Annotated in this window: 19 protein-coding genes, 1 pseudogene and 1 riboswitch; of the genes and pseudogenes, 9 read left to right on the top strand and 11 right to left on the bottom strand. The window is 44.4% G+C overall.

Annotated elements, in window-relative coordinates:
* The first annotated feature begins 128 nt into the window (after positions 1-128).
* The gene (locus CA598_RS11500; protein ID WP_094869790.1) at positions 129-1,592 is read left to right on the top strand and encodes a DHA2 family efflux MFS transporter permease subunit; all 1,464 of its coding nucleotides are present in this window, start codon (positions 129-131) and stop codon (positions 1,590-1,592) included.
* Between the two features lie 85 nt (positions 1,593-1,677).
* Here CA598_RS11500 and CA598_RS11495 read toward each other — a convergent pair whose 3' ends face one another.
* The gene (locus tag CA598_RS11495; protein ID WP_094876569.1) at positions 1,678-3,030 is read right to left on the bottom strand and encodes an amino acid permease; all 1,353 of its coding nucleotides are present in this window, start codon (positions 3,028-3,030) and stop codon (positions 1,678-1,680) included.
* A 135-nt stretch (positions 3,031-3,165) separates the two neighbouring features.
* A riboswitch (glycine riboswitch) is annotated at positions 3,166-3,246 on the bottom strand.
* Positions 3,247-3,443: 197 nt separating this feature from the next.
* Between CA598_RS11495 and adhP the strand changes: the two genes are divergently transcribed.
* The 4 genes from adhP (at position 3,444) to CA598_RS11475 (ending at position 7,795) form a co-directional block, all read left to right on the top strand.
* On the top strand, positions 3,444-4,460 hold the full coding sequence (adhP, locus tag CA598_RS11490) for an alcohol dehydrogenase AdhP (protein WP_094876568.1): 1,017 nt from the start codon (positions 3,444-3,446) through the stop codon (positions 4,458-4,460).
* 171 nt (positions 4,461-4,631) lie between these two features.
* Positions 4,632-5,468 carry a MerR family transcriptional regulator gene (locus CA598_RS11485; protein ID WP_094876567.1) on the top strand — a complete coding sequence of 279 codons (837 nt, stop codon included), beginning with the start codon at positions 4,632-4,634 and terminating at the stop codon, positions 5,466-5,468.
* A 66-nt stretch (positions 5,469-5,534) separates the two neighbouring features.
* Complete coding sequence (locus CA598_RS11480; protein ID WP_094876566.1) at positions 5,535-6,659, top strand: agmatine deiminase family protein; 1,125 nt, start codon at positions 5,535-5,537, stop codon at positions 6,657-6,659.
* A gap of 284 nt (positions 6,660-6,943) precedes the next feature.
* Complete coding sequence (locus tag CA598_RS11475; protein ID WP_094876565.1) at positions 6,944-7,795, top strand: alpha/beta fold hydrolase; 852 nt, start codon at positions 6,944-6,946, stop codon at positions 7,793-7,795.
* A 244-nt stretch (positions 7,796-8,039) separates the two neighbouring features.
* Here the strand turns inward: CA598_RS11475 and CA598_RS11470 are convergent, their stop codons facing one another.
* Positions 8,040-8,453, bottom strand: coding sequence for a winged helix-turn-helix transcriptional regulator (locus CA598_RS11470; protein ID WP_094869784.1), 414 nt, complete (start codon positions 8,451-8,453; stop codon positions 8,040-8,042).
* A 92-nt stretch (positions 8,454-8,545) separates the two neighbouring features.
* On the opposite strand from CA598_RS11470, the gene CA598_RS11465 reads away from it, so the two are divergent.
* Both CA598_RS11465 and CA598_RS11460 read left to right on the top strand, forming a co-directional pair.
* The gene (locus tag CA598_RS11465; protein WP_094876564.1) at positions 8,546-9,019 is read left to right on the top strand and encodes an SRPBCC family protein; all 474 of its coding nucleotides are present in this window, start codon (positions 8,546-8,548) and stop codon (positions 9,017-9,019) included.
* 131 nt (positions 9,020-9,150) lie between these two features.
* Positions 9,151-10,094, top strand: a pseudogene (locus CA598_RS11460) (IS3 family transposase).
* Positions 10,095-10,510: 416 nt separating this feature from the next.
* On the opposite strand, the gene CA598_RS11455 reads toward CA598_RS11460, so the two are convergent.
* Entirely contained in the window at positions 10,511-11,482 is a 972-nt protein-coding gene (locus CA598_RS11455; RefSeq protein WP_094869781.1) for an aldo/keto reductase, read from the bottom strand.
* 93 nt (positions 11,483-11,575) lie between these two features.
* Entirely contained in the window at positions 11,576-12,328 is a 753-nt protein-coding gene (locus CA598_RS11450; RefSeq protein ID WP_094876563.1) for an SDR family oxidoreductase, read from the bottom strand.
* Positions 12,329-12,477: 149 nt separating this feature from the next.
* Between CA598_RS11450 and CA598_RS11445 the strand changes: the two genes are divergently transcribed.
* Positions 12,478-12,927, top strand: a complete 450-nt coding sequence (locus CA598_RS11445) for a MarR family winged helix-turn-helix transcriptional regulator (protein WP_094876562.1) — start codon at positions 12,478-12,480, stop codon at positions 12,925-12,927.
* A 169-nt stretch (positions 12,928-13,096) separates the two neighbouring features.
* Here CA598_RS11445 and rlmH read toward each other — a convergent pair whose 3' ends face one another.
* Positions 13,097-13,576, bottom strand: coding sequence for a 23S rRNA (pseudouridine(1915)-N(3))-methyltransferase RlmH (gene rlmH, locus CA598_RS11440; protein WP_094869753.1), 480 nt, complete (start codon positions 13,574-13,576; stop codon positions 13,097-13,099).
* A gap of 143 nt (positions 13,577-13,719) precedes the next feature.
* Entirely contained in the window at positions 13,720-14,070 is a 351-nt protein-coding gene (locus tag CA598_RS11435; RefSeq protein WP_094869752.1) for an ArsR/SmtB family transcription factor, read from the bottom strand.
* 141 nt (positions 14,071-14,211) lie between these two features.
* Between CA598_RS11435 and CA598_RS11430 the strand changes: the two genes are divergently transcribed.
* The gene (locus CA598_RS11430) at positions 14,212-15,624 is read left to right on the top strand and encodes an MFS transporter (RefSeq protein WP_094876561.1); all 1,413 of its coding nucleotides are present in this window, start codon (positions 14,212-14,214) and stop codon (positions 15,622-15,624) included.
* 94 nt (positions 15,625-15,718) lie between these two features.
* Here the strand turns inward: CA598_RS11430 and CA598_RS11425 are convergent, their stop codons facing one another.
* The 5 genes from CA598_RS11425 to CA598_RS11405 form a co-directional block, all read right to left on the bottom strand.
* A complete protein-coding gene (locus tag CA598_RS11425; RefSeq protein WP_076301545.1) occupies positions 15,719-15,886 on the bottom strand; it encodes a CxxH/CxxC protein in 168 nt (55 codons plus the stop codon).
* Between the two features lie 231 nt (positions 15,887-16,117).
* Positions 16,118-17,875, bottom strand: coding sequence for a thiol reductant ABC exporter subunit CydC (gene cydC / locus CA598_RS11420; RefSeq protein ID WP_094876560.1), 1,758 nt, complete (start codon positions 17,873-17,875; stop codon positions 16,118-16,120).
* A complete protein-coding gene (gene cydD / locus CA598_RS11415; protein WP_094876559.1) occupies positions 17,872-19,638 on the bottom strand; it encodes a thiol reductant ABC exporter subunit CydD in 1,767 nt (588 codons plus the stop codon). Before cydD ends, cydC begins: the two co-directional genes overlap by 4 nt.
* A complete protein-coding gene (cydB, locus tag CA598_RS11410; RefSeq protein WP_094869748.1) occupies positions 19,638-20,654 on the bottom strand; it encodes a cytochrome d ubiquinol oxidase subunit II in 1,017 nt (338 codons plus the stop codon). Before cydB ends, cydD begins: the two co-directional genes overlap by 1 nt.
* Entirely contained in the window at positions 20,651-22,045 is a 1,395-nt protein-coding gene (locus tag CA598_RS11405; RefSeq protein ID WP_076285054.1) for a cytochrome ubiquinol oxidase subunit I, read from the bottom strand. The genes cydB and CA598_RS11405 overlap by 4 nt, the downstream gene beginning before the upstream one ends.
* Positions 22,046-22,205 lie beyond the last annotated feature (160 nt).

Raw genomic sequence — 22,205 nt, 5'->3', positions numbered from 1 at the left:
CTAATTTACCCATTCTGTCGATTAGTCGACATTTTCAATAAAATTGCAAATAGGAATACCGTTTAAATGCTGATATGATTTATTTTATCGACACTATGTCGAAAAAGCAATGAAGAGAGGCCTGCACCATGCAAGAAGATATTAAGAAAATAAATAAAGGAATCCTACTAACCATCCTGATTTTTGGTTGTTTCTTATCTACACTCAATCAGACGCTTTTAAATGTCGCCTTAAGTAGTCTGATGGATGTATTTGATGTCACGGCAACAACTGTACAATGGATTTCAACGGGTTTTATGCTGGTCAACGGGATATTGATTCCGATTACAGCCTATTTAATGAAACGTTTTACAACACGTCAATTATTTCTAAGTGCCATGTCATTTTTATTACTTGGCTCAATCATTTGTGCAGCAGCGCCGAGCTTTAGTCTACTCTTAGTCGGACGGATGATCCAAGCTGCTGGTGCAGGCATTATAATGCCGCTCATGATGAGCGTTGTACTCGCGATCTTCCCTATTGAGAAACGTGGCAGTGCTATGGGACTGCTTGGACTCGCAATGATATTTGCTCCTGCCATTGGACCGACGCTCGCGGGATTTGTTGTCGAATATCACTCTTGGCGCTGGTTATTTATCGGCCTTATCCCACTTGTCATCCTTGTTATAGCGTTGGCGTTCAAATATTTAGTGAATGTATCTGAGACCTCTAAGTCGAAACTGGATGTAGTAAGTGTTCTTTTATCGACCGTCGGATTTGGTTTGATTTTATACGGCTTCAGTAGTGCAGGCAGTAAAGGCTGGGACGACGTAATAGTGATCCTGACATTAGGCATTGGAATCGCTGTAACGGCCGTATTTTGTATTCGACAAATCAAGTCAGATGATCCGCTGCTAAACCTGTCTGTCTTCAAAAATAAAGTATTTACGCTGACATCTCTTATTAATGTATTAATCACCATGATGATGTACGCAGATATGATTCTATTGCCTATTTACCTGCAAAATGGCCGTGGTTTTACAGCATTTGATGCAGGACTACTCTTGTTGCCGGGGGCGCTCGTAAATGCGTTCATGTCGCCCGTCACCGGTAAATTATACGACCGTTTCGGTGCCAAACCGCTGTTCATCATTGGTCTGCTATTTATTATTCCATCTATGTGGGCGGTAACTGATCTATCTGAATCGACCACGTATATGTATCTAATGATTCGTACCATTGGCTTGCGAATTGGATTAAGCTTTATTACGATGCCACTCAATACAGCCGGACTAAATGCGTTGCCAAAACAACTAGGAACGCATGGCACAGCAGTGAACAATACCGTTCGCCAAATTGCCGGAGCCATCGGAACTGCTGTCGTAATTACGATTTACACTGTGCAGGCTACAAGTCATGCGGCCACAGTGATGCAGAGCAATCCCTCTACTACTCCTGAGATCCTTAAATCCCTTGCATCCATTCTTGGGGCAAGTGACGCCTATTACTTTATGATGATTTTATCCGTCACCGCGTTTGTTATAACCTTATTTATGCCTATGAAAAGCAAGATCACGATTGAAAAGAAAGCAAACCTAGTTAACAAGGAATAACCTTGGTTGTAACTAGCAATTGCAGTATATGAAGAAAAGCCATTCCGTATAGGAATGGCTTTTTGTGTGAATCCCTCACTCAAGCTTAATTACTTTTCCCTTTTTTGCTTCTAATCGAATACAAGATGAATAATAAAATAAACCATAACGGAGTACACAATAAAGCCGGGCGTGTTTCTCCAGCGAACAGCATGATGATCAGTATTCCAGCGAACAAGGTTAAGACAATATAATTAATAGCCGGTGTGAACGGTGCTTTGAATTTGGATTTCGCCTGTAAGTCTGGCCGGGTTTTCTTATACTTAATATGGCAGATAAGAACAATGCCCCACACCCATATAAAACAAATGGCGCTAATCGTTGTCACGATTCCAAAAGCCTGCTCCGGAATAAGTTTACTCAAAAGAGCACCCACAGATATAACAATTGTAGAAATGAATAACGAGTTACCTGGGACATGGTTTTTATTCAGTTTGCCCAAATGAGGTGACGCCTGGTTATTTCTACTCAAATTATAGAGAATTCGGCTTGTCGAGAACATTCCACTATTACAAGCGGAAGCGGCTGAAGTTAATACAACAAAATTAATAATCCCTGCGGCAATTGGAATCCCTACTAAAGTAAAGGTTTTTACAAAAGGACTCTCTGCCGGACTTAGCTCCGTCCAAGGGTTAATGCATAACAGGACGAAAAGCGCACCGACATAGAAAAATAGAATCCGTAAAGGAATTTTATTAATCGCAGATGGGATATTTTTCTCCGGATCCGCTGTTTCCGCTGCCGACACCCCGACCAATTCCACACCCACGTAAGCAAATACAACCATTTGAAAAGAAAATAAGAAGCCTGATATACCGTTCGGAAAAAAGCCCCCATACTCCCATAGGTTTCGTATCGTCACCGATCCTGCATCCGTCTTAAACCCAATGATCAGTAAAATGACCCCAAGACCAATCAAGGCGAGAATCGTAATTACCTTAATTAAAGCAAACCAAAATTCGAGTTCCCCAAAGCTCTTTACAGTTAATAGATTAAGTCCTAATAACACGACTAGACAGGCGATGGCAGGAACCCACTGCGGGATATCAAACCAGTACTGTACATATACGCCAACAGCAATGACATCAGCCATAGCCGTCATAATCCAGCAAAACCAATAGGTCCAACCGGTAATGAATGCGACCCGTGATCCAAGGTAGTCTTCAGCAATATCCGTAAACGATTGATAGCCCGCTTTAGATAATAGGAGTTCTCCCAGTGCTCTCATCACAAAAAACACAGCAATACCCACGATTAAATACGTGATCATAATGGATGGGCCTGCCTTCTCTATCGCCTTACCTGATCCCAAAAATAATCCTGTACCAATGGTGCCGCCAATAGCAATAAGTTGAACATGCCGATTAGCCAGCTCTCTCTTTAATTCTGGTTGTCCCATACCTAGTTCCCCCTTGTGAGTACAATAAATTAGAATAAAAAAAAGAGAGATTGGATGTCATCCAATCTCCCAGATCGTAAGAATATCAAATAATATTTGCCCTGCTGATAGCGATCAGCATGACAAATACATATTCAGTACTCTTCTGTCCTTTTGCCTGAGATTGTGAACCCTTCGGCGCCGCGGAATTTCCGCAGTCTCTCCAGAAGCTGCTCCAGCTAAAGTGTAATCCTTAGCCATCATAGCTCGTGAATTATGAAGTTGATAAAGCGGTAACGCAGTAAAGCTGTTCTGATATTCTAACATATTACTTGTGATGTGAGTGTTAATCAGTGATAAAAGTCTCAAGAATTTAAAGTTAGCCTCATGAACATACTACTTTTTGAAAAGCAAAAAACTAAAGGAGTATGCTAATGAAAGCCGCTGTAGTAAAGAAATTCAAAGAAAAGTTAGAGCTACAAGACGTACCTAAACCAAAACCCGGACACAAAGAAATCCTTGTCCACATTCAGGCCTGCGGAGTGTGTCATACTGATTTGCATGCTGCTCATGGCGATTGGCCCGTCAAACCGAAACTCCCTCTTATTCCCGGACATGAAGGCGTTGGGATTATTGAAGAAATAGGTGAAGGAGTTACACACTTAAAGGTAGGAGACCGTGTAGGAATTCCATGGCTGTACTCAGCCTGCGGTCATTGTGAATATTGTCTTACTGGAAGAGAGACTCTTTGTCTGGATCAGCAAAATTCCGGATATTCCGTAGATGGCGGATATGCAGAATATTGTGTGGCAGCTGCCGATTATGTAGTTAAGGTTCCTGATAATCTAAGCTTCATCGAAGCGGCACCTTTATTTTGCGCAGGCGTTACTACCTATAAAGCTTTGAAAGTATCGGGTGTAAAGCCAGGTGAGTGGGTAGCCATTTTCGGCGTCGGAGGATTAGGGCATCTTGGTGTACAATATGCAAAAGTGATGGGAATGAACGTAGTGGCCATCGACACGTCGGATGAAAAGATGGAGCTTGCCAAACAACTTGGCGCAGACAAAACCGTAAACGCATTAAAAGAAGATGCGGCAGACTGGATTCAAAAAGAAATCGGCGGAGTACACGGTGTCGTTTGTACAGCGGTTGCGAAAAAAGCATTCGACCAAGCCTACCGTGCCATTCGCCGCGGCGGTACCTGCGTCATGGTTGGGCTGCCTCCTGAATCCATGGATGTTCCCATTTTTGATACCGTATTAAATGGAACAAAGGTAGTTGGTTCGATTGTCGGCACTCGCAAAGATTTGCAAGAAGCATTACAATTCGCTGCAGAAGGAAAAATCAAAACCATTATTGAGACACGTAAACTAGAAGATATTAATGAGATCTACGATCTTATGTTAGAAGGCAAAATCAATGGCCGAATCGTCCTTGATATGACGAAATGACCCTAAAGAAAACACGCTCGAAAAGTGCTACTTTTCGGGCTTTTTTATGACTAATAATTTTGCACAGTCGCACCAAACGTATTAGACTGTAATTTTAAAGCATAGAAGCTTGAGTCAATGACTACAGAGTGATTGATCTAACCATACGATCACACTAAGAAAGAGAGAAATATGTACACGATCAATAGATTTTCTCAGCTTTGCAAAATGAGTGCACGTATGTTGCGACACTATGATAAAGAAGAACTTTTGAAACCAGCGCATGTAGAGGCTACAAACGGCTATAGATATTATGAAAAAAGCCAACTAGAAACAGCGTTACTTATTAAGAGACTGAAAGAATATCGATTCTCCCTACCCGAGATTAGAACTATCCTTCAGACATCAGATAGAGAACTGCTGACTGAATGGATGCATTCAAAAATACTTGAGTTATCCAGTGAGATGAATCGAAATAGACAAATCATTGCAGAAATGCAAGAGATGATTGAAATCAAAGTGGATTTGATTCAAGGCGAACGAAGATCTTTTGATATATCGCTCGGAATGAGAAACGAGAAAGAGGTCCTAAGTCAAAGATTGCAAATTAACATTGCTGACATGGACAAGTATGTTGATTCCTTATATGAACAAGCGGAAAAAAGTAATATTAAGTTGCTTGGTGTTCCGTCTGTCATTTTTCTTGATGAGGCGTTTACCCCTGACCAAAGCGATATTGAATTGATGATCCCAATCCTTCATAAGAATGACGGCGATGCATCGAGGAAATGGCAAATAAAAAAACTTCCGCCAACTTTGGTTGCTACTACCTTGTATATTGGGAGTTATGACTATATCGGTTACGCTCATATGGCACTTGAAGAATGGATAGATGGCGGCGGCTATAAAAAGGATGGTCCACCTTATGAAACCTACTTAAAAGGTCCAGAATGTGACTGTCCTGAAGAAGAGTACGTGACGCAGATCTGTTTTCCTGTGATCAAAAAAAGCCAGGCAATAGATGCTTGACCTTGACACTATGTCAACGCTTATTCTACTTCCAGAGAACGAATCAGAACATAAGGAGATTTCATAATGAATAAGTTAGTTGTATTGTGCTCAGGGGTTATATTATCGGCTGTTTTCTTAATGGGATGTAATAAAATTAAAGCAGAAGAAGGTCGGCAAGCAGGCAAATACACAATGCCTGATGAAAGCAGCAAACATGAAGGTACATGGTTGCAGTGGCCCCATAACTTCACTTACGGTAAAGATTATAGGGACAAGGTTGAGCCTATTTGGATAGAAATGACTGATGCCTTAAGCGATGGGGAAAATGTTCATATTATTGCATTTGATAAATACGAAAAGAACTATATTTATGATCTTCTGTATGACGAAGGTATAGATATGGATAAAATCGACTTCTACATTGTTCCTACTGACGACGTATGGGCAAGAGATACTGCACCGATTTTTGTATACGACAAAGACAACAATATTAAACTCATGGACTGGGGATTTAATGGATGGGGTAAGAAAACGCCATATAAAAATGATGCATTAATCTCGAAGAGACTTAGTAAACAGCTTGGCACGGAAACCATTGATTTAAATGATGTTGTCCTTGAGGGTGGAGCATTTGAACTGGATGGTAATGGTACATTTTTATCGACACGTAGTGCGGTTACTAATAACAATAGAAACCCCAAATTAGCAGAAGCTGATATTGAGGAATATATAACCGAGTATCTTGGTGCTACTAATTTTATTTGGTTAGATGGTGTGCCAGATCTTGATATTACGGATTTTCATATTGATGGATTCGTTAAAATTCATGAAAAATCTACAATAATGACAATGAAAAAGAATGACTTAGCAGAATGGGGTGTCACTAATAAGGATATCCAAACCTTAATGAGCGCTAAAAATGCCTTCGACAAGCCTTATCAGTATGTGTATCTACCAATTAGTAAAAACAATGTAGTGCTTGATAATGGTGAAAACTTGGGGTACAAGGGTTCATATATTAATTACTACATTGGGAATACAGTTGTATTAGTCCCGAATTACAATGATCCTAATGACAAGGCAGCAAACGATATTATCCAAAAACTATACCCTGACCGCAAAGTTATTGGAATTGATGTAAGGGAGCTCTATAAAGAAGGCGGTATGATTCATTGTGTCACACAACAACAGCCCGTCCGTTTAAAGTGATTGCTTGTTGCAGTGACCTTTACGACTTGAAAACTAATGGACTCTCGGTATCCTTTAAAAGGCCCGGCTTAGCTCCTCAAATGAGCTGGGCTTCCTGGGACAAGCCGCTCTCTTTCCGAAGAGCACGGTTTCGATTAACAGTGAAAAGTATGCTGCCATAATATTTATTATAAGCCACAAAATTTGAGGTGATCGGAATGTTAGAGCGTTCTATGGAGAATGTAATGGAATCCGTGAAGGGAAGGAGTGATGTGTAAAATAAAAATGAAAAAAGGATGATGACAATGAATAAATACCAAGCTATAAATAGTGATGGATTTGAACTGAATTATTGTGTAAAAGGAACTGGAAAACCTATTTTGGTGATAGGCAGCAGTGTTTATTATCCTCAATTATTCTCAGAAGATTTATATGATACATTTCAATTTATTTTCCTTGATCATAGAGGATTTGTGAAGCCGCCCCGAACTCTGCAACCGGAAGATTATAGATTGGAGAAAGTATTAGATGATATAGAGACGGCAAGGCAAGATCTTAACTTAACAAATTTCATCTTATTAGGGCATTCAGGACATGCTTTCATGGCTTTGGAATATGCTAAAAAATATCCCTATCATGTCCAAAAAGTTGCCTTATTGAATTCAGCACCTACAAATAGCGGGGAAAGACAGCGTCAAAGTTTTGCATTTTTTAATGAGACAGCAAGTCCGGAGAGAAAAAGACAGTTCGAGATGGATATTGCTTTGTTAGAAAGCGACATTCAGAAAGATCCTGAACGGCGATTCGTTCACATGTGTATTCGGATGGGAGCCCAAAGCTTTTATGATTATACATTTGACGCAGCTTACATGTGGGAAGATGTATATACGAATATGCCAATTATCGATTATCTGTGGGGAGAAGCATTCGCAGAATTGAATCTTATACAATCAATCAATAACTTCAACAAACCAGTATTTATCGGTTTAGGCAGGTATGATTATTTGGTAGCGCCTGTTTCACTTTGGAATTCTGTTAATGAAACCTATAAGCACGTCAAAAAAGTGATCTTTGAGCATAGTGGTCACAACCCAATGTTTGAAGAACCTCGAATCTTTGACAAAGAGCTAAGCAAGTGGATCCTTGAGGACAATTGAGGCTTTCCTTTGTATAACGAAAAACACTAAGTTGATTCTTAGTGTTTTTTATTTCTTACTCTTTTCAGTTAAACCATACCTAAGTCGAACAGAGGATTTGGGGATGACCCTTTATTAATCTAGATTTGTTCAGTTGTCATCTTCGTTAACGCCTATATTTCGCTCGCATAAGAGCGTTATTTTTTCTTCACCGGTATCCAGATTTCTCCCGAAACATCTCCGTATCATAAATAGGGCGAAAATTTTAGAAAGTACAATCGTCGAAATTCCGCAAAAGGCGCTGCTTCAACCCTTCTTCGTTTGTTGTTAGCTCCTGCATGATTGGAATGCTCATATCGGTATTGATATTGTATTTAAGACCCCAGTGCATAATGGCAAATACGACTGGAAACAGATCAAGTGCCTTTTGCGTTGGGCGAAACATCGTTTGTGCGCGGTTTGATTTGCCTTCTGTTTTGATGAGCAGGCCTGCTTCAATGAGCGATTGGAGCCGCGCACTCAAAATATTGGTAGAGATGCGCTCTGTTGAAGCAAGAAACTCGCGGTAATACCGCTTGTTATGGATTAGGACGTCACGAAGGATGATCAGGCTCCACGGGTCTCCCCATATATCGAGCGCATAGACGATGGGACAAACGGTTGAAGTTCGCTTTTTCATGAGCACAATTATACTATTTGTACTTGCATTTTACAAGTACGTATTCTATACTCTGTTTGCAACTCAACAAATGAGCGAAGGAGATCACTCACATGAATCATAGTTACAGGACTTCTTTCATGGTAGATCAGAGCCCTGAGGAGGTATACGGCGCCATTAATAATGTCCGCGGATGGTGGTCAGAAGAAATTGAAGGCAAGACCGACGAGCTCGGTCAATTTAAGCATCACTACCAGGATATCCACCGTTGCACCCTCCAGATCACTGAACTCGTTCCAGGTAAAAAGGTGGTTTGGCACATCGTAGACAACTATTTCAACTTCATAGAGGACAATAGCGAATGGAAAGATACTGACGTAATCTTTGAAATCGTCAAGAAGGGCGACAAAACGGAGGTTAACTTTACGCACGTAGGGCTCGTCCCAGCGTACGAATGCTACGCCGTCTGCTCGGACGCCTGGGGCTTAAACATCAATGGCAGCCTGCGAAGCTTGATTAGCGAGGGTATAGGCCAGCCTCAATCAAACGATCAAATCGTCGAAAAACACGGCCTGGAAAATGCATAGAAATATTCTTCTTTAGACAGAAAATAAAAACTCACCCTTTATAAACTGTACCCTATCGAGTAGACACTTTTAAAAAGTCTCTCGGTAGGGTATTTTTGTTTATAACGAAGAAGATAGGGAAGAGGAATGATATGAGCAAGAAAATATTTACAGATAAAGAGATCAAGCAGTTATCTAATAATCCGTATGTGAGGTCCGTATCTTCAAAGGCAATTACATATACAGATGCGTTTAAGCAATTGTTTATCTCAGAGAATAATAAGGGGAATCCACCGAGAGAAATATTTGAAGAATGTGGTTTTGACGTAACCGTTATCGGGCTCCAAAGAGTCGAATCTTCAAGAAAGAGATGGCGTGCGAGCTACCAAGAGAACGGAATCTTAGGTTTGCAAGATACAAGAAGCCACGCCTCAGGAAGACCCCTTAAACGGGAGCTAACGCTCGAAGAGAAGAATGCCAAACTGGAGGCTCAGAATGCCTTGCTACGAGCGGAGAATGAACTGTTAAAAAAGATTCGTTTCATGGAAAGGAGGCAGAACAAAGGATAGCACTTTCATCTAGCCAGAAATTTGTCTTTATTCATACCACCATCGAGAAAATCACTTATTTATTTTACGGATCGGGTAAAAAAGCCTATTTATCCACAATCAAAGATAGTTCAACCAATGAGATCCTGGCATATCATGTGTCAGATCGAATCACAATGGATCTTGCGATAGATACTCTCTTGAAACTTAAGAAAAACCGAAGGTTTAAGCGAGCTGACGGTGCCTTCATTCACTCTGATCAGGGATCTCATTATACACATCCGGATTTTCAAAAATGCTTAAGAAAATGAAATTAAAACAATCCATGTCCAGGCGGGGAAACTGCTGGGATAATGCCCCACAAGAATCTTTTTTTGGTCATTTTAAAGATCAAGATTCCATTAAGCCTTGTTTGACTTTGATTGAGTTGAAACAGGAGATTAAGGATTACATGACCTACTATAACCACTACAGGTATCAATGGGATTTAAAAAAGATGACCCCTGTTCAATGTTCAATACAGAGATCATCTTCTTCAATCTGCTTAGACTTTTTTTAAATGTCCTTTACATAGGGTACAGTTTATTAGAGAGTGAGTTTTTATTTTGATTCCATGCATGTGGCACGGACGAGTTGTTTATCCGCTGCATCCCTATCTTCCACCGACCCCCGCTTTATAAGCGCGATGTCGCCCATCTTTTCAATGACGTAAAAATGCAAAAAAAATCCATCGTATCTATTAACCCTTAGTGCTCTCGTACTCCACTGCCCCAATTACAAGCAACTTTCAGTATCTCCAAGACTTTCAGGCCAGAATTACGCCTTACTTATGATAAGGTTCACCATATCGCCACAAAAGTAAAAGAACTCTTCATGAGAAATAGCATGAAGAGTTCTTCCCATAGAATTGAACAAGAGTTAGGCTTTGCATGATTAGCAGATGCACACCTTACTTGCGTCAAATTTATACAAATGGATGTGGAATATACAGTTCTTCTAAACGGGTAATTTCTTCAGAAGTCAATTTAATCGACAACGCCAAAACCGCATCTTCCAGATGGCTGATTTTGGTCGAACCCATAATCGGCGCTGTGACCTCTTCCTTTTGCAGCAACCATGCAAGTGCAATTTGTGCGCGCGAAATTCCCCGGTTAGCGGCAATTTCCACAACTCTTTCCGCGACTTTGCGATCAGCCTCTTCCGTTTTATTAAACAAAGCCTTTGCTACCTGGTCCTTCTCTGATCGCGCGGTCTGCTCATTCCAATCCCGAGTTAACCGGCCTGCAGCCAAAGGCAGGTAAGGAGTGACGCCAACTCCCTCGTCTCTGCAAAGGGGGAGCATTTCTCGTTCTTCTTCCCGATAGAGCAGGTTTAATCTATTCTCCATGGAAACGAACCGTTTCCAGCCGTTGCGCTCTGCGACATGCTGAGCTTTCGCAAACTGCCATGCCAGCATGGAGGATGCTCCGATGTATCTGACCTTGCCCGCCTTAACTAAATCGTGAAGAGCCTCCATGGTCTCCTCAATTGGCGTATTAGGATCCCACCGATGGATCTGGTACAAATCGACATAGTCTGTTCCGAGTCGTCTTAGACTGTTATCAATTTCGGTCATGATAGCTTTACGGGAAAGTCCCACAGCATTCGGACCTTTGCGCATCGGAACAAATACCTTTGTTGCTATGACGACTTCGTCACGTTGAGCAAAGTCCTTTAGAGCACGCCCGAGAATTTCTTCGCTTGTTCCGTCGGAATACATGTTGGCGGTGCTGAAAAAGTTGATGCCCGATTCGAGTGCCTTCTTAATGATCGGTCTGCTTTGCTCCTCATCCAGAGACCATGGGGTATTGCCGCGTTCAGGTACTCCGAAGCTCATGGTTCCAAGACTTAACCTTGAGACCTCTAACCCGCTGCGTCCAAGTTTTACATATTCCAATTGATTGCACACTCCTTAAGGATATTGGGAAGGCATTCAAGCCTTCAGGTTATCTACACATATCTCCGTGAGCCAGTGCCACTCGAGACTACGTCACCACGGGAGTTGGCGTCTTTCGTTTGAGAATGTGCCCGTCGGACCGTCCTCGTTGAGGAGTGCAAGGCGCACGGGATGTCGCGCGGCTTGCACGACGGTGCCCGTGCCCTCAAAGTTGTTGAGATCCGTCGCGGTGAAGCCCGGGCATACCGCATTGACCTTAATGCCTGTCGACTCGAGTTCAATGGCAAAGGCGAGCGTAATCGCATTGAGAGCCGTCTTCGAAGGGCTGTAAACGGCGCCGAACATCTCGCGATGTGAATTAGTCGGATTCGCGTTCAACGTCAGCGAGCCCGAACCGCTTGATACGTTGACGATACGCGCTGTCGGCGCTTCACGAAGGAGCGGCAGCATCGCTTGCGTGACGGCGATGACGCCGAACACGTTCGTCTCGAACACTGCTCGCACCTCTTCTAGAGAGGCTACGCTTGGGCGCCCCGACTTCCCGACCTCCTCAAGAGGCCTGCCCAGCTGACCTTGGTGCGATATGCCCGCATTGTTCACGAGCACATCGAGACGACCGAGCTCACTCCGGATGCGCTCTGCCGCGGCGGAGATAGAATCCTGCTTTGTAACGTCGAGTTGGAGGCCATGGGCATCCGCTCCGATACTCTTCGCGGCCGTCTCCCCTTTCTCGAGATTGCGGGAGCCGACGAGCACAGTGAAGCCGTGAGCCGTGAGATCTTTGGCGATTTGAAGACCAATTCCTTTATTGGCTCCGGTGACCAAGGCCACGGGTTTATCCTGCATAAGAAACAACTCCTTTAGTGGGGATTTACTGTTCGATACAGGTTAATACATCAACTTGGTACTCGACAGTTTTCTTTGAGGTTGACATATCAACTTGAATATAGGCTAACACCTTGTGGTTGATGTGTCAACCATGATATTATACATGCATGGATATCAACAAAGTAAACGAAGATGAAATGCGAATATGGAATATGTGGAAAGGCTCCTTTAAACGAATCTTCGGTCGCGTTGTTAAGGAGCTTTCTGAACGTACAGGACTATCAGAAGGAGACTTTGGAATACTAGATCGGTTAATCCAATTCGGAGATGGCAAGCTTCGCCAACAGGAACTAGCCGACTCGATGAACTGGGATAAGAGCAGATTATCCCATCATTTGACGCGGATGGAAAAACGGGGCCTTGTTAAAAGGGGGCCATTAGACGCAGATCGTGGTGTCCAGGTCATCATTACTTCTGCAGGAAAAGCAGCTTTGGATGAGGCCCTGCCCATCGTCTCAATGGCAATACGCAAGTATTTTCTGGATCAATTAACCGATCAAGACATTGAATCGATTACGAAGCTTGCGGAAAGAACAAAAAGCGACCCTAGCCTCTAGTAAAGCCTCGTTAACTTGATCGCTTCTCTGGGCACTGTCCATGCTGTATATTCGAAAACGACAAGGGACTGAACCGGTCTTTCCCTTTATCTGTACCTCCAAGAAACACGCAGCAGCCCGTTTAATTCGGCTTTTCCGCCAGTCGTGGGTAGCTCACCCCCTTTTCGCCTCATTTATGGTACGGTTCCCCCCGATTTATCTTCACCGCGCGATAAATCTGCTCCACCAGCACCAGGCGCATGAGCTGATGAGGCAGCGTCATGCGCCCGAAGCTCATGCGCTGCTGCGCGCGGCGCATGACCTCGTCGGAGAGCCCATGGCTCCCTCCGATGACGAACACGACATGGCTCGTCCCATAGGTGCCGAGCCGGTCAATTTCTGCGGCAAGCTCTTCCGAGCTCCACAGCTTGCCGTCGATCGCGAGCGCAATGACATGCGCCTCGCTCTTAATGTGCGCGAGGATGCGTTCCCCCTCGCGCGCCTTAACAATACCGACCTCTGCTTCGCTTAGAGAGTCGGGCGCTTTTTCATCTGCCACCTCAATCACCTGAAATTTCAGGTACGGCGTCAGTCGTTTAGCATACTCTGCGATGCCACTAATCAAGTACTTTTCCTTCAATTTTCCTACGCCAATAAGTTGAATAAGCATAAATACCTCCTATTATAGTCCTCTATAGAAATAGCAAAAGGACGCGCTCTAGGCGTCCCTTATAGTTTTAGTAAGTACCTTCTCTCGCCCAATCCTTATATATCTTGTGTTTCATGTATTCCCTGTCCTCATAGGTCAATCCGTTACTTCCCTTCCTCCCGCTCCTCCATCGCAAAATCCGGTTTTTCTCCAGCTTCATAAGCACTTAATATGGAATCCAGCAAACCTGGGAACCTTGCGTTAAGATCTTCCGTCCGCAGCGACAGTATGCGCTGTGTTCCTTGTACCCGCGTAAAAACTACCCCTGACTCACGCAAAGTACGGGCATGGTGGGACATGGTGGACTTTGCAATTGGAACGTTGAAGCCGTTGCAAGCCTGCTCTCCATTTAAGTGAATATCCGAGACGATATGAAGGCGAATCGGATCGCTGAGCGCATACAATATGGAAGCAAGCTGAATGTCCTTGCGGTCCGGATGAAATAGTATTTTCATGGATGATTATCCCCTTTGTCCTACAATTCATACGAAAAAAATATTGTTGTTCCTAATTGCATTTTATATCAACGCATGCTATATTTCAATTGTTCGTAAGTAATCGAACTATTAAACAATAATAAAAGGAGTGCTTCACACATGACTTCTGTAAATAACCTTTCCGCAAACGCGGATCATGAAGCCTCCGCTCCGGAAGCGACTCTTCCACGGGAAGGCTTGCTGACTCTGCTGTTCAGCATCGCTGTAGTTCTCGTCATCATGAATACGGCCATGTTCAATCTGGCACTGCCTGATGTAACTGAAGCCTTTGGGATTACGGCTGCATCCGCTTCTTGGATTGTTACCGGGTATTCCATTATGTTCTCAATTGCCTCCATCACGTACAGTCGTCTCTCTGACTTTCTGCCGATCCGCCGCCTGTTAGTAATCGGGCTGTTGACGCTAGGTTTTGCGGCTGTTGCTGGATTTTTCAGCACCAACTTTGTCTTTCTGCTAATCGTACGCATTCTACAAGCGTCGGGCGCGGGCGCAGTCATGTCCTTATCGCTTGTCCTGTTTACCCGCTATATTCCACAAGCCCGTCGGGGAAAAGCGATGGCGACGATTATGTCAGCCGTTTCACTCGGTCTAGGGCTTGGGCCGGTAGCGGGCGGAGCCATCGTCGAATATCTCGGCTGGATCTGGTTGTTCGCTGTTACAGCAGCAATTTTGCTTCTCGTGCCGCTGTTCCTTATCCTGCTGCCCAAAGAGGTACCCACACGTGGCTCCTTCGATGTCCTTGGTGGGCTGCTCTTGGGCGTCGGCACCACTGGGCTGCTGCTGTTCCTAACCAGTGGGCTGTGGGTGGCCTTGGTCGCCGGAATTGTAGCCATTGCTTTATTTGTTGGCCGCATCCGCAGCACGCCAGACCCTTTTGTGCTGCCTGCGCTTTTCCGCAACCGCTCCTATCTCGTCCTGGCGCTGGTCGGAATCGCCTCCTATCTGTGCAGCTTCGCTACCCTGTTCCTGCTGCCACAGATTCTGACTCATCGCTTTGGCTTCAGCGCAAGCCATGCTGGACTTGTGATCTTTCCGGGCTCGCTGCTCGCCATTTTCGTATCCCGTTCCGTCGGAAGAATCATCGACCGTTATGGTAATGCAGGGATTTTACGCTTTGCTCCACTGCTAGTGCTGACCGCTACTGTACTGTTCGCTTTTTTTGCCGGGCGATCCTGGGTTGCCGTCATGCTCATCTATATGATTATGAGTCTTGCCTTCACGACGTTGTCCAGTAGTGTCTCCAATGAAATCTCTCGGATTCTGCCATCTTCGCAGATCGGCTCCGGAATGGGACTGTTCCAATTGCTGCAATTCTTTAGCGGTGCCTTCAGCGTAGCTATGGCCGCAAGCGCACTCGAATGGCAGCGCGGGCTGCCGCTCTGGACGGCCTACTCCAACATTTACTGGGGACTCTCGATTGCCGCACTGCTTGCCATCATCTCAGCCATTCTCTACCGCAAGAGCAACCGCGGGGGTTCACCAGCCAACATGGCAGACGCAGCAGATGCCTAAGATTAATCCTTTAATTCCATACAGTATTAAACGCAAAAACACCTTACAGCCCATTACGGGACTGCAAGGTGTTTTTTATAAGTCTTAACGGTCTTTAGACCACCAAATATTCCGCATTCTTCTCACATTCCACACATTTGGCCGGCGGGTCCCAGTCCGAGAACTCGGTCTCCTTCAAGTCCACAATATCTGGTGCATCCTCATACTCGTCCACAAATTTGTCGATGGCTAATTCTACATGTTCTTTACATACTACATACATTCAACCAAGCATCCCTTTCTGTGCCGCTACGGCCTAATACTCCTTCTATTGTTCTACCATACTTCCCACGAAAAAGGAACTCCTATCTGCCGATTCCAGCGATCTGTTCATCCATTGTCTATATTCTTGCCCTCCTACAAAAAAAGATTCCTCTCACCCCAATGGGCAAAAGGAATCTCTACACGCATACCTCTCTATTTTATATATCATATTATCTCAAAACTCCCCATCCTACCCTATAAACTCCATCGGACGATCCAGCTCATACAATCTGCGGTAACGTGGTTCTTTTTTCATCAGTTCCGCATGGGTTCCACGCATTTCTACCGAGCCGTTTTCCATAAAAATCACTTCATCCATCTGCTCCGCACCGACCAAATGATGCGTTACCCAAATTAGTGACTTACCCTTCATGGCTTCGAACATTGTCTTCAAAAGATCACGTTCCGTCCGCGGGTCCAGCCCTACAGTCGGTTCGTCGAGAATGACGACAGGTGTATTTTGCAGCAAAATACGAGCTAACGCTATCCGCTGGCGCTCCCCACCCGAGAAACGTTGCCCCGCTTCACGGACAAAGGTATCATATCCATCTGGCAACGAGGAGATCAACGTATCCATTTTCGCTAATGCTCCAGCTTCCTTGATCGCTTGTTCGGAAGCCTTCGGATCACCCATACGAATATTGTTCGCTACCGTAGTATCGAATAAGTGGGGGCTCTGATTTAACACCGCAATAATAGAAGGAATATGTTCACCATAAGCCGCAGCAGCGAGACCATTAATCATAACCGAGCCTGCTGAGGGTTCAATAACACCTTGAATCGCCTTCAATAACGTCGATTTACCCGCACCACTTCGGCCGATGATCGCAATCTTTTTACCTTGTGGAATATCGAGGCTGAGATCGCGAACCGACCAGTTATCCGCTGATCCATAATGGTAACCTACCTTTTCGAGCCTGATGTGAGTACTCTTCATCGCATGAGGTAGAGCATCGACTACAGATACAGATGCTTTTTTAGACACGATGTTCTGCCCATGTCCATCTACACCAGACAACCGCTCCAAGGAGTTACGGTACTGTGGGATTTTCTCCACCGCTTCGGACACTGGCAGAAAGGCATCTGCAACAGGAAAAACAACCAATACGAACGCCGCAATCAACGTACCCGCAATCGCACCATCCGCAAATTCTCCAGCAGCCCAATACAGCATTGAAAGCACACCAACCCCAATTACCGCTTGCCCAATGAATGTGCGAAGACGTGCCCAACTGCGTAACGCTGCATCGGTTTGAGCCACTTTTCTCTCATCTGCTTCATACGTCTCTACGAACTGGCTTTGCCGTCCACTAATGACCCAATCACCCATGCCAAGCACGGCGTCAGTCAGCTTTTGATAGAGACGATTACGCTCTACTTTCACTTCACGTTGGCGCTTCTGTGTGAACAACAAAGATAAGAACGGTAGCACCACCACTAACACCAATATATACAGAGCCATCAATAACGCAAAAGCGATATCAAAAGTACCCAGTGCAATCACAGCTGCTCCATAAATCAGCAAAGCAATGATGCTTGGAAACACGGTGCGCAGATATACATTTTGCAAATATTCAATGTCATCCGCAAGCATCCCGAGAATATCCCCAGTGCGGAAGCGTGACGACAGGAACAAAGCCTGTGGCTCCAAAATATTGTACAAACGCACACGCATCTTAGATAGAATTCGCAAAATCGTGTCATGCCCAACTAGGCGTTCCACATAATGAATTACAGCCCGACTCGTCCCGAACGTACGCACACCCACAATCGGTACATAGATCATTAGAATATTTTCAACCGGTGTAGATGCTTTTGAGATCAGAAATCCTGAAGTATACATTAATGATGAGGCGGTAAAAATCGTCAACGCCCCAAGCGCAATAATAAGCACAAAACGCCAAAAATACGACGATACATACGGAGCAAACCATCCTTCACGTTTCAATGGATTCCCTCCAATTGCGACCCAATCAATTCATAATACGCACCCTTGCGGGCAAGCAACTCCTGATGGGTACCGATTTCTGCCACTTGTCCTTGCTTCATTACTACAATCATGTCCATATCAAGCATCCAGTGCAGGCGATGTGTAGCCAGGAAGACCAGCTTTCCTTCAAAAAGAGGCACCATCGTCTCCTTCAGCTCATATTCGGTTTCAATATCCAGATGTGCCGTTGGCTCGTCTAATAACATAATCGGACGACTGCTGAGTAAGGCCCGGGCTAAGGCTACACGCTGCTCCTGCCCACCACTGAACGAACGACCCCCGCCGCCGATCATCTCATCCAGACCATTCGGAAGGGTTGCCACCAGCTCTGATAATCCGGTAGCTTTCACAGCTGCAGCCACAGCTTCCATAGAAGCTTCAGGGTAATAGAAGCGAATATTATCAGCCAATGTACCGCTAAAAATATAAGGGCGCTGCGGGATATACGAGGTCTGCTTTCGCCAAGCCTCATCCGTTAATGCGCTAACCTTTGTACCGTTTACTGTGATACTTCCTGAAGTAGGGTGTAAGAAACCACCCAAGATATCGACTAGTGTAGATTTACCGGCCCCACTCTCTCCGATAATCCCAATTTTACTTGCTCCTTTAAATTGCAGGTTCACCGCTTCCAGCGAAGAAAGGCCCGCTTCCTCATATTTCACACTGACTTCCTTTAATGTGAGCACGCTATTCTCATGCCAAGTGAATATCTCTTCGGATGTTTTTGATACTGAATCCAAGGTTTGATTACCGTTTGAACCTATTACTTCAGCCTTCACTTCTTCCTGGTCTATGATACTCTTCATTGCTTCAGCGGCTTCCTTCCCATCCAAAGTAGCATGGAAATCTGAACCTACCAGTCTGACAGGCAGGAAATATTCCGGCGCCAAGATCAGAATGGTTAAGCCCGTAACAAGAGTCATCTGATCGTTCACCAGCCGCAACCCAAGACTTACCGCTACGGAAGCAACCGATAACATTGTAAAGAAGTCCAGAGCAAACGAGGACAAAAAGGCTACTCGCAGGGTTCGCATCGTCGCCGAGCGATATCGATCGCTGACCGTAGCAATACTCTTGCTATGACTACGACTGCGGCCCAGAAATTTCAGCGTCTCTAGCCCACGGAGGGAATCCACAAAATGATTAGACAATGTGCGATAAGATTTCAGCTGACGGTCCATCTGCTTGCGAGCGGTCATCCCGATCAAAATCATAAAAACAATAATAATTGGCATGGTAATCGTAAGAATAATCCCACTCGCAGTATCCATCTTGTAGATATAAATAAGTACCAAAATCGGTGTAATTGACATCCCTACCATTCTAGGGATAATCGCTTCCAGATATGTGCGGAACTTTGTTACGCCTTCCAGCACAAGTGTAACAAGATCCCCGGTTCCACGCCCGCCCACCATTCTGGGTCCGAGCTGGAAGAGCTTATCCATCATTTCCCTCCGCATATTGCTGCCCGTTGCTTCCGCAAAGCGGTAAGAGATACGGCTCATCAGCATGGCGCAAGCATGGCGCACTAGAAATGCAAGAAGGAACAATAGCGAAGTAGCCCATTGTTCCTTCAGAGGTTCTCCCGCAAATAGCGCAGAGATAACTTCTGCCAGCCATTTGGCCAGCAGAAGTATGGACAAGCTTTGCACCAGGGTAAGGAGACCAACGATCAGAAAGACCGGCTTAACTCCTTTATACCCAAGCAAATTTTTATCCATCAGTATTCAAGATGCTCCTTCTCGTGAACGCGTTTATGAAAGACAAAGTAACTCCAAATCTGATATCCCAATACGAATGGAAGGATGGTCAGTGCCACAATCGTCATTACCTTTAAAGAGTAATGACCGGAAGCCGCATTAGTGATTGTCAAATTAAAGGCTTGATCTATTGAACTAATCATAACACGTGGGAACAATCCTACAAAGATAGAAGTCACGGACAATGCTATTACCGCTCCTGTCATGCCAAAAGCATAGCCATCCTTCTTCTTTGTCATGAAATAACCCGATAATATGAATGCGATAATTCCTAGCGCTACTATAATCATAAGAACTAAACCACGTTGTTCGAAAATATCAGTCATATAATAAGTCATTACCACGAAAGCAAGCAATAAAGCTCCAAGTGGCAAAAGCAATCTTTGCGCCATTTTTCGAGCACGAGCCTGTAGATCACCTACTGTACGCAGGGTAGTGAACATTAGTCCATGTACCAAGCAAAGAAGAACAACAGTCACACCAGCCACTACGGTATACACATTTACGATATCAGTAAAACCTGCGTACATTTGCATATCCCCATCAATCGGCAAACCTTTGATGAAGCTGGCGAACACCACAGCAAGGAGGAACGGTGGGAGGAAGCTGCCGAAAAAGATGCACACATCCCAAGTTTTTTTCCAAGCTACAGAATCCCGTTTGCCTCTGAATTCAAAAGCAACACCACGTGCAATCAAAGCTAATAAAGCAAAGACAAAAGGAATATAGAATCCACTAAACAATGTTGCATACCACTCAGGGAAAGCCGCAAACATTGCACCCGCAGCAGTAATTAGCCATACCTCATTTCCATCCCAGAAGGGTCCGATCGAGTTAATCAAAATCCGACGCTCTGTATCATTTTTAGCCAGAATTTGTGTTTCCATCCCTACGCCGAAATCGAAACCCTCCAGGAAGAAGAACCCTATAAACAGAACTGCAATGAGCACAAACCACAATTCATTAAGAGAAATCATTGGGCGCCCTCCTCGTTATATGGATCATGCGAATCCCCGTGATCGTTATCCATCGCATAAGGACCTTTTTTAATCACTTTCATAAACAAACCAATCAGAACTAATCCGAGAATGGCGTAAATCGCTGTAAAAGAAATAACAGAGAATAGAACCTGACCACTCGTAATATTAGGTGACACACTGTCTTCCGTTGTCATCAGTCCGAATACCGTCCATGGCTGACGCCCGAATTCGGTCATGACCCACCCCGCTGTATTCGCGATTGGAGGAAGCAATAGTCCCCATAACATAAACCGCATAAACCAAGTGTTAGGACGGTCCATCTTTTTGCGCCACATTAAATACATTGCGTACATACCCAGTACAATCATTAACGTTCCTGCTAGAACCATGATCCGGAAACTCCAGAATGTCGTACGTACAGGTGGAATATAGTCACCGGGGCCATAGGTTTGCTCATACTCAGCCTGCAGCTCAAGCATACCTTTAACTTCACCGGAAAATTTACTGTATGAAAGGAAGCTCAGCATGTACGGAATTTGAAATTCACCTGTACTTTCTTGCTTCTCAGGATCAATATTTGCCCATACGGTCCAAGGTGCTGGGTCACCACTCTTACCCCACAGTCCTTCGGAAGCCGCCATCTTCATAGGTTGAGTTTCAACCAAATACTGTGCTTGCGCATGACCTGCCACTGCTACACCAATCGAAGAAATGATCCCTACGATCGCTGCAATTTGAAAAGATTTCTTAAAAAAAGATACATCTTGTTTCTTCAATATCTTGTACGCACTAATCCCCGTTACGAGGAAGGCGCCTGTTGCATACGCAGCAAGAACCGTGTGCGGGAATTCAACCAGCAATTGTCCGTTCGTAATCAGCGCGAAGAAATCATTCATTTCTGCACGTCCATTATTAATCGCAAAACCCACAGGATGCTGCATAAAAGAGTTCGCTGCTAGGATCCAGAAAGCAGATAACATCGTTCCGAATGCTACCAGCCAGATGGACAATAGGTGCACTCTCTTGGACACTTTGTCCCAGCCGAATATCCAGATTCCAATAAAAGTAGACTCCAGAAAAAAGGCTGCCAATGCTTCAACTGCAAGCGGAGCCCCGAATACATCACCCACAAAACGTGAATAATCAGACCAGTTCATGCCGAACTGAAATTCCTGCAAAATCCCTGTAACTACCCCTACTGCAAAGTTGATGAGAAACAGCTTTCCCCAGAACTGCGCCATTCTTTTGTACTCTTCATTGCCTTTTCTAACGTACATGGTCTCCATAATCGCAATCAAGAGCGCTAGTCCGATTGATACCGGTACAAAGAAATAGTGGAATATTGTCGTCGACGCAAATTGTATACGCGACAGCATTACTGTATCCATATTTGTCCCTTCCTTCTCCCCTTTTCGTTAATTATATTGTGTCAAAAATTTAGACGTTATTTTGTGATATATGTCACACAAAGGGGTACTATTAACGGTAAAATTCAAATGATTTGTGACAAAAATCACAATTTACCTTAAAAAAAGCAAAAAAAATAAG

This window comes from Paenibacillus sp. VTT E-133291, from assembly GCF_002264395.1.
In the GTDB taxonomy this organism is placed as follows: Bacteria; Bacillota; Bacilli; order Paenibacillales; family Paenibacillaceae; genus Paenibacillus_AQ; species Paenibacillus_AQ nitricinens.
This window is presented reverse-complemented; position numbering and strand designations above follow the sequence as displayed.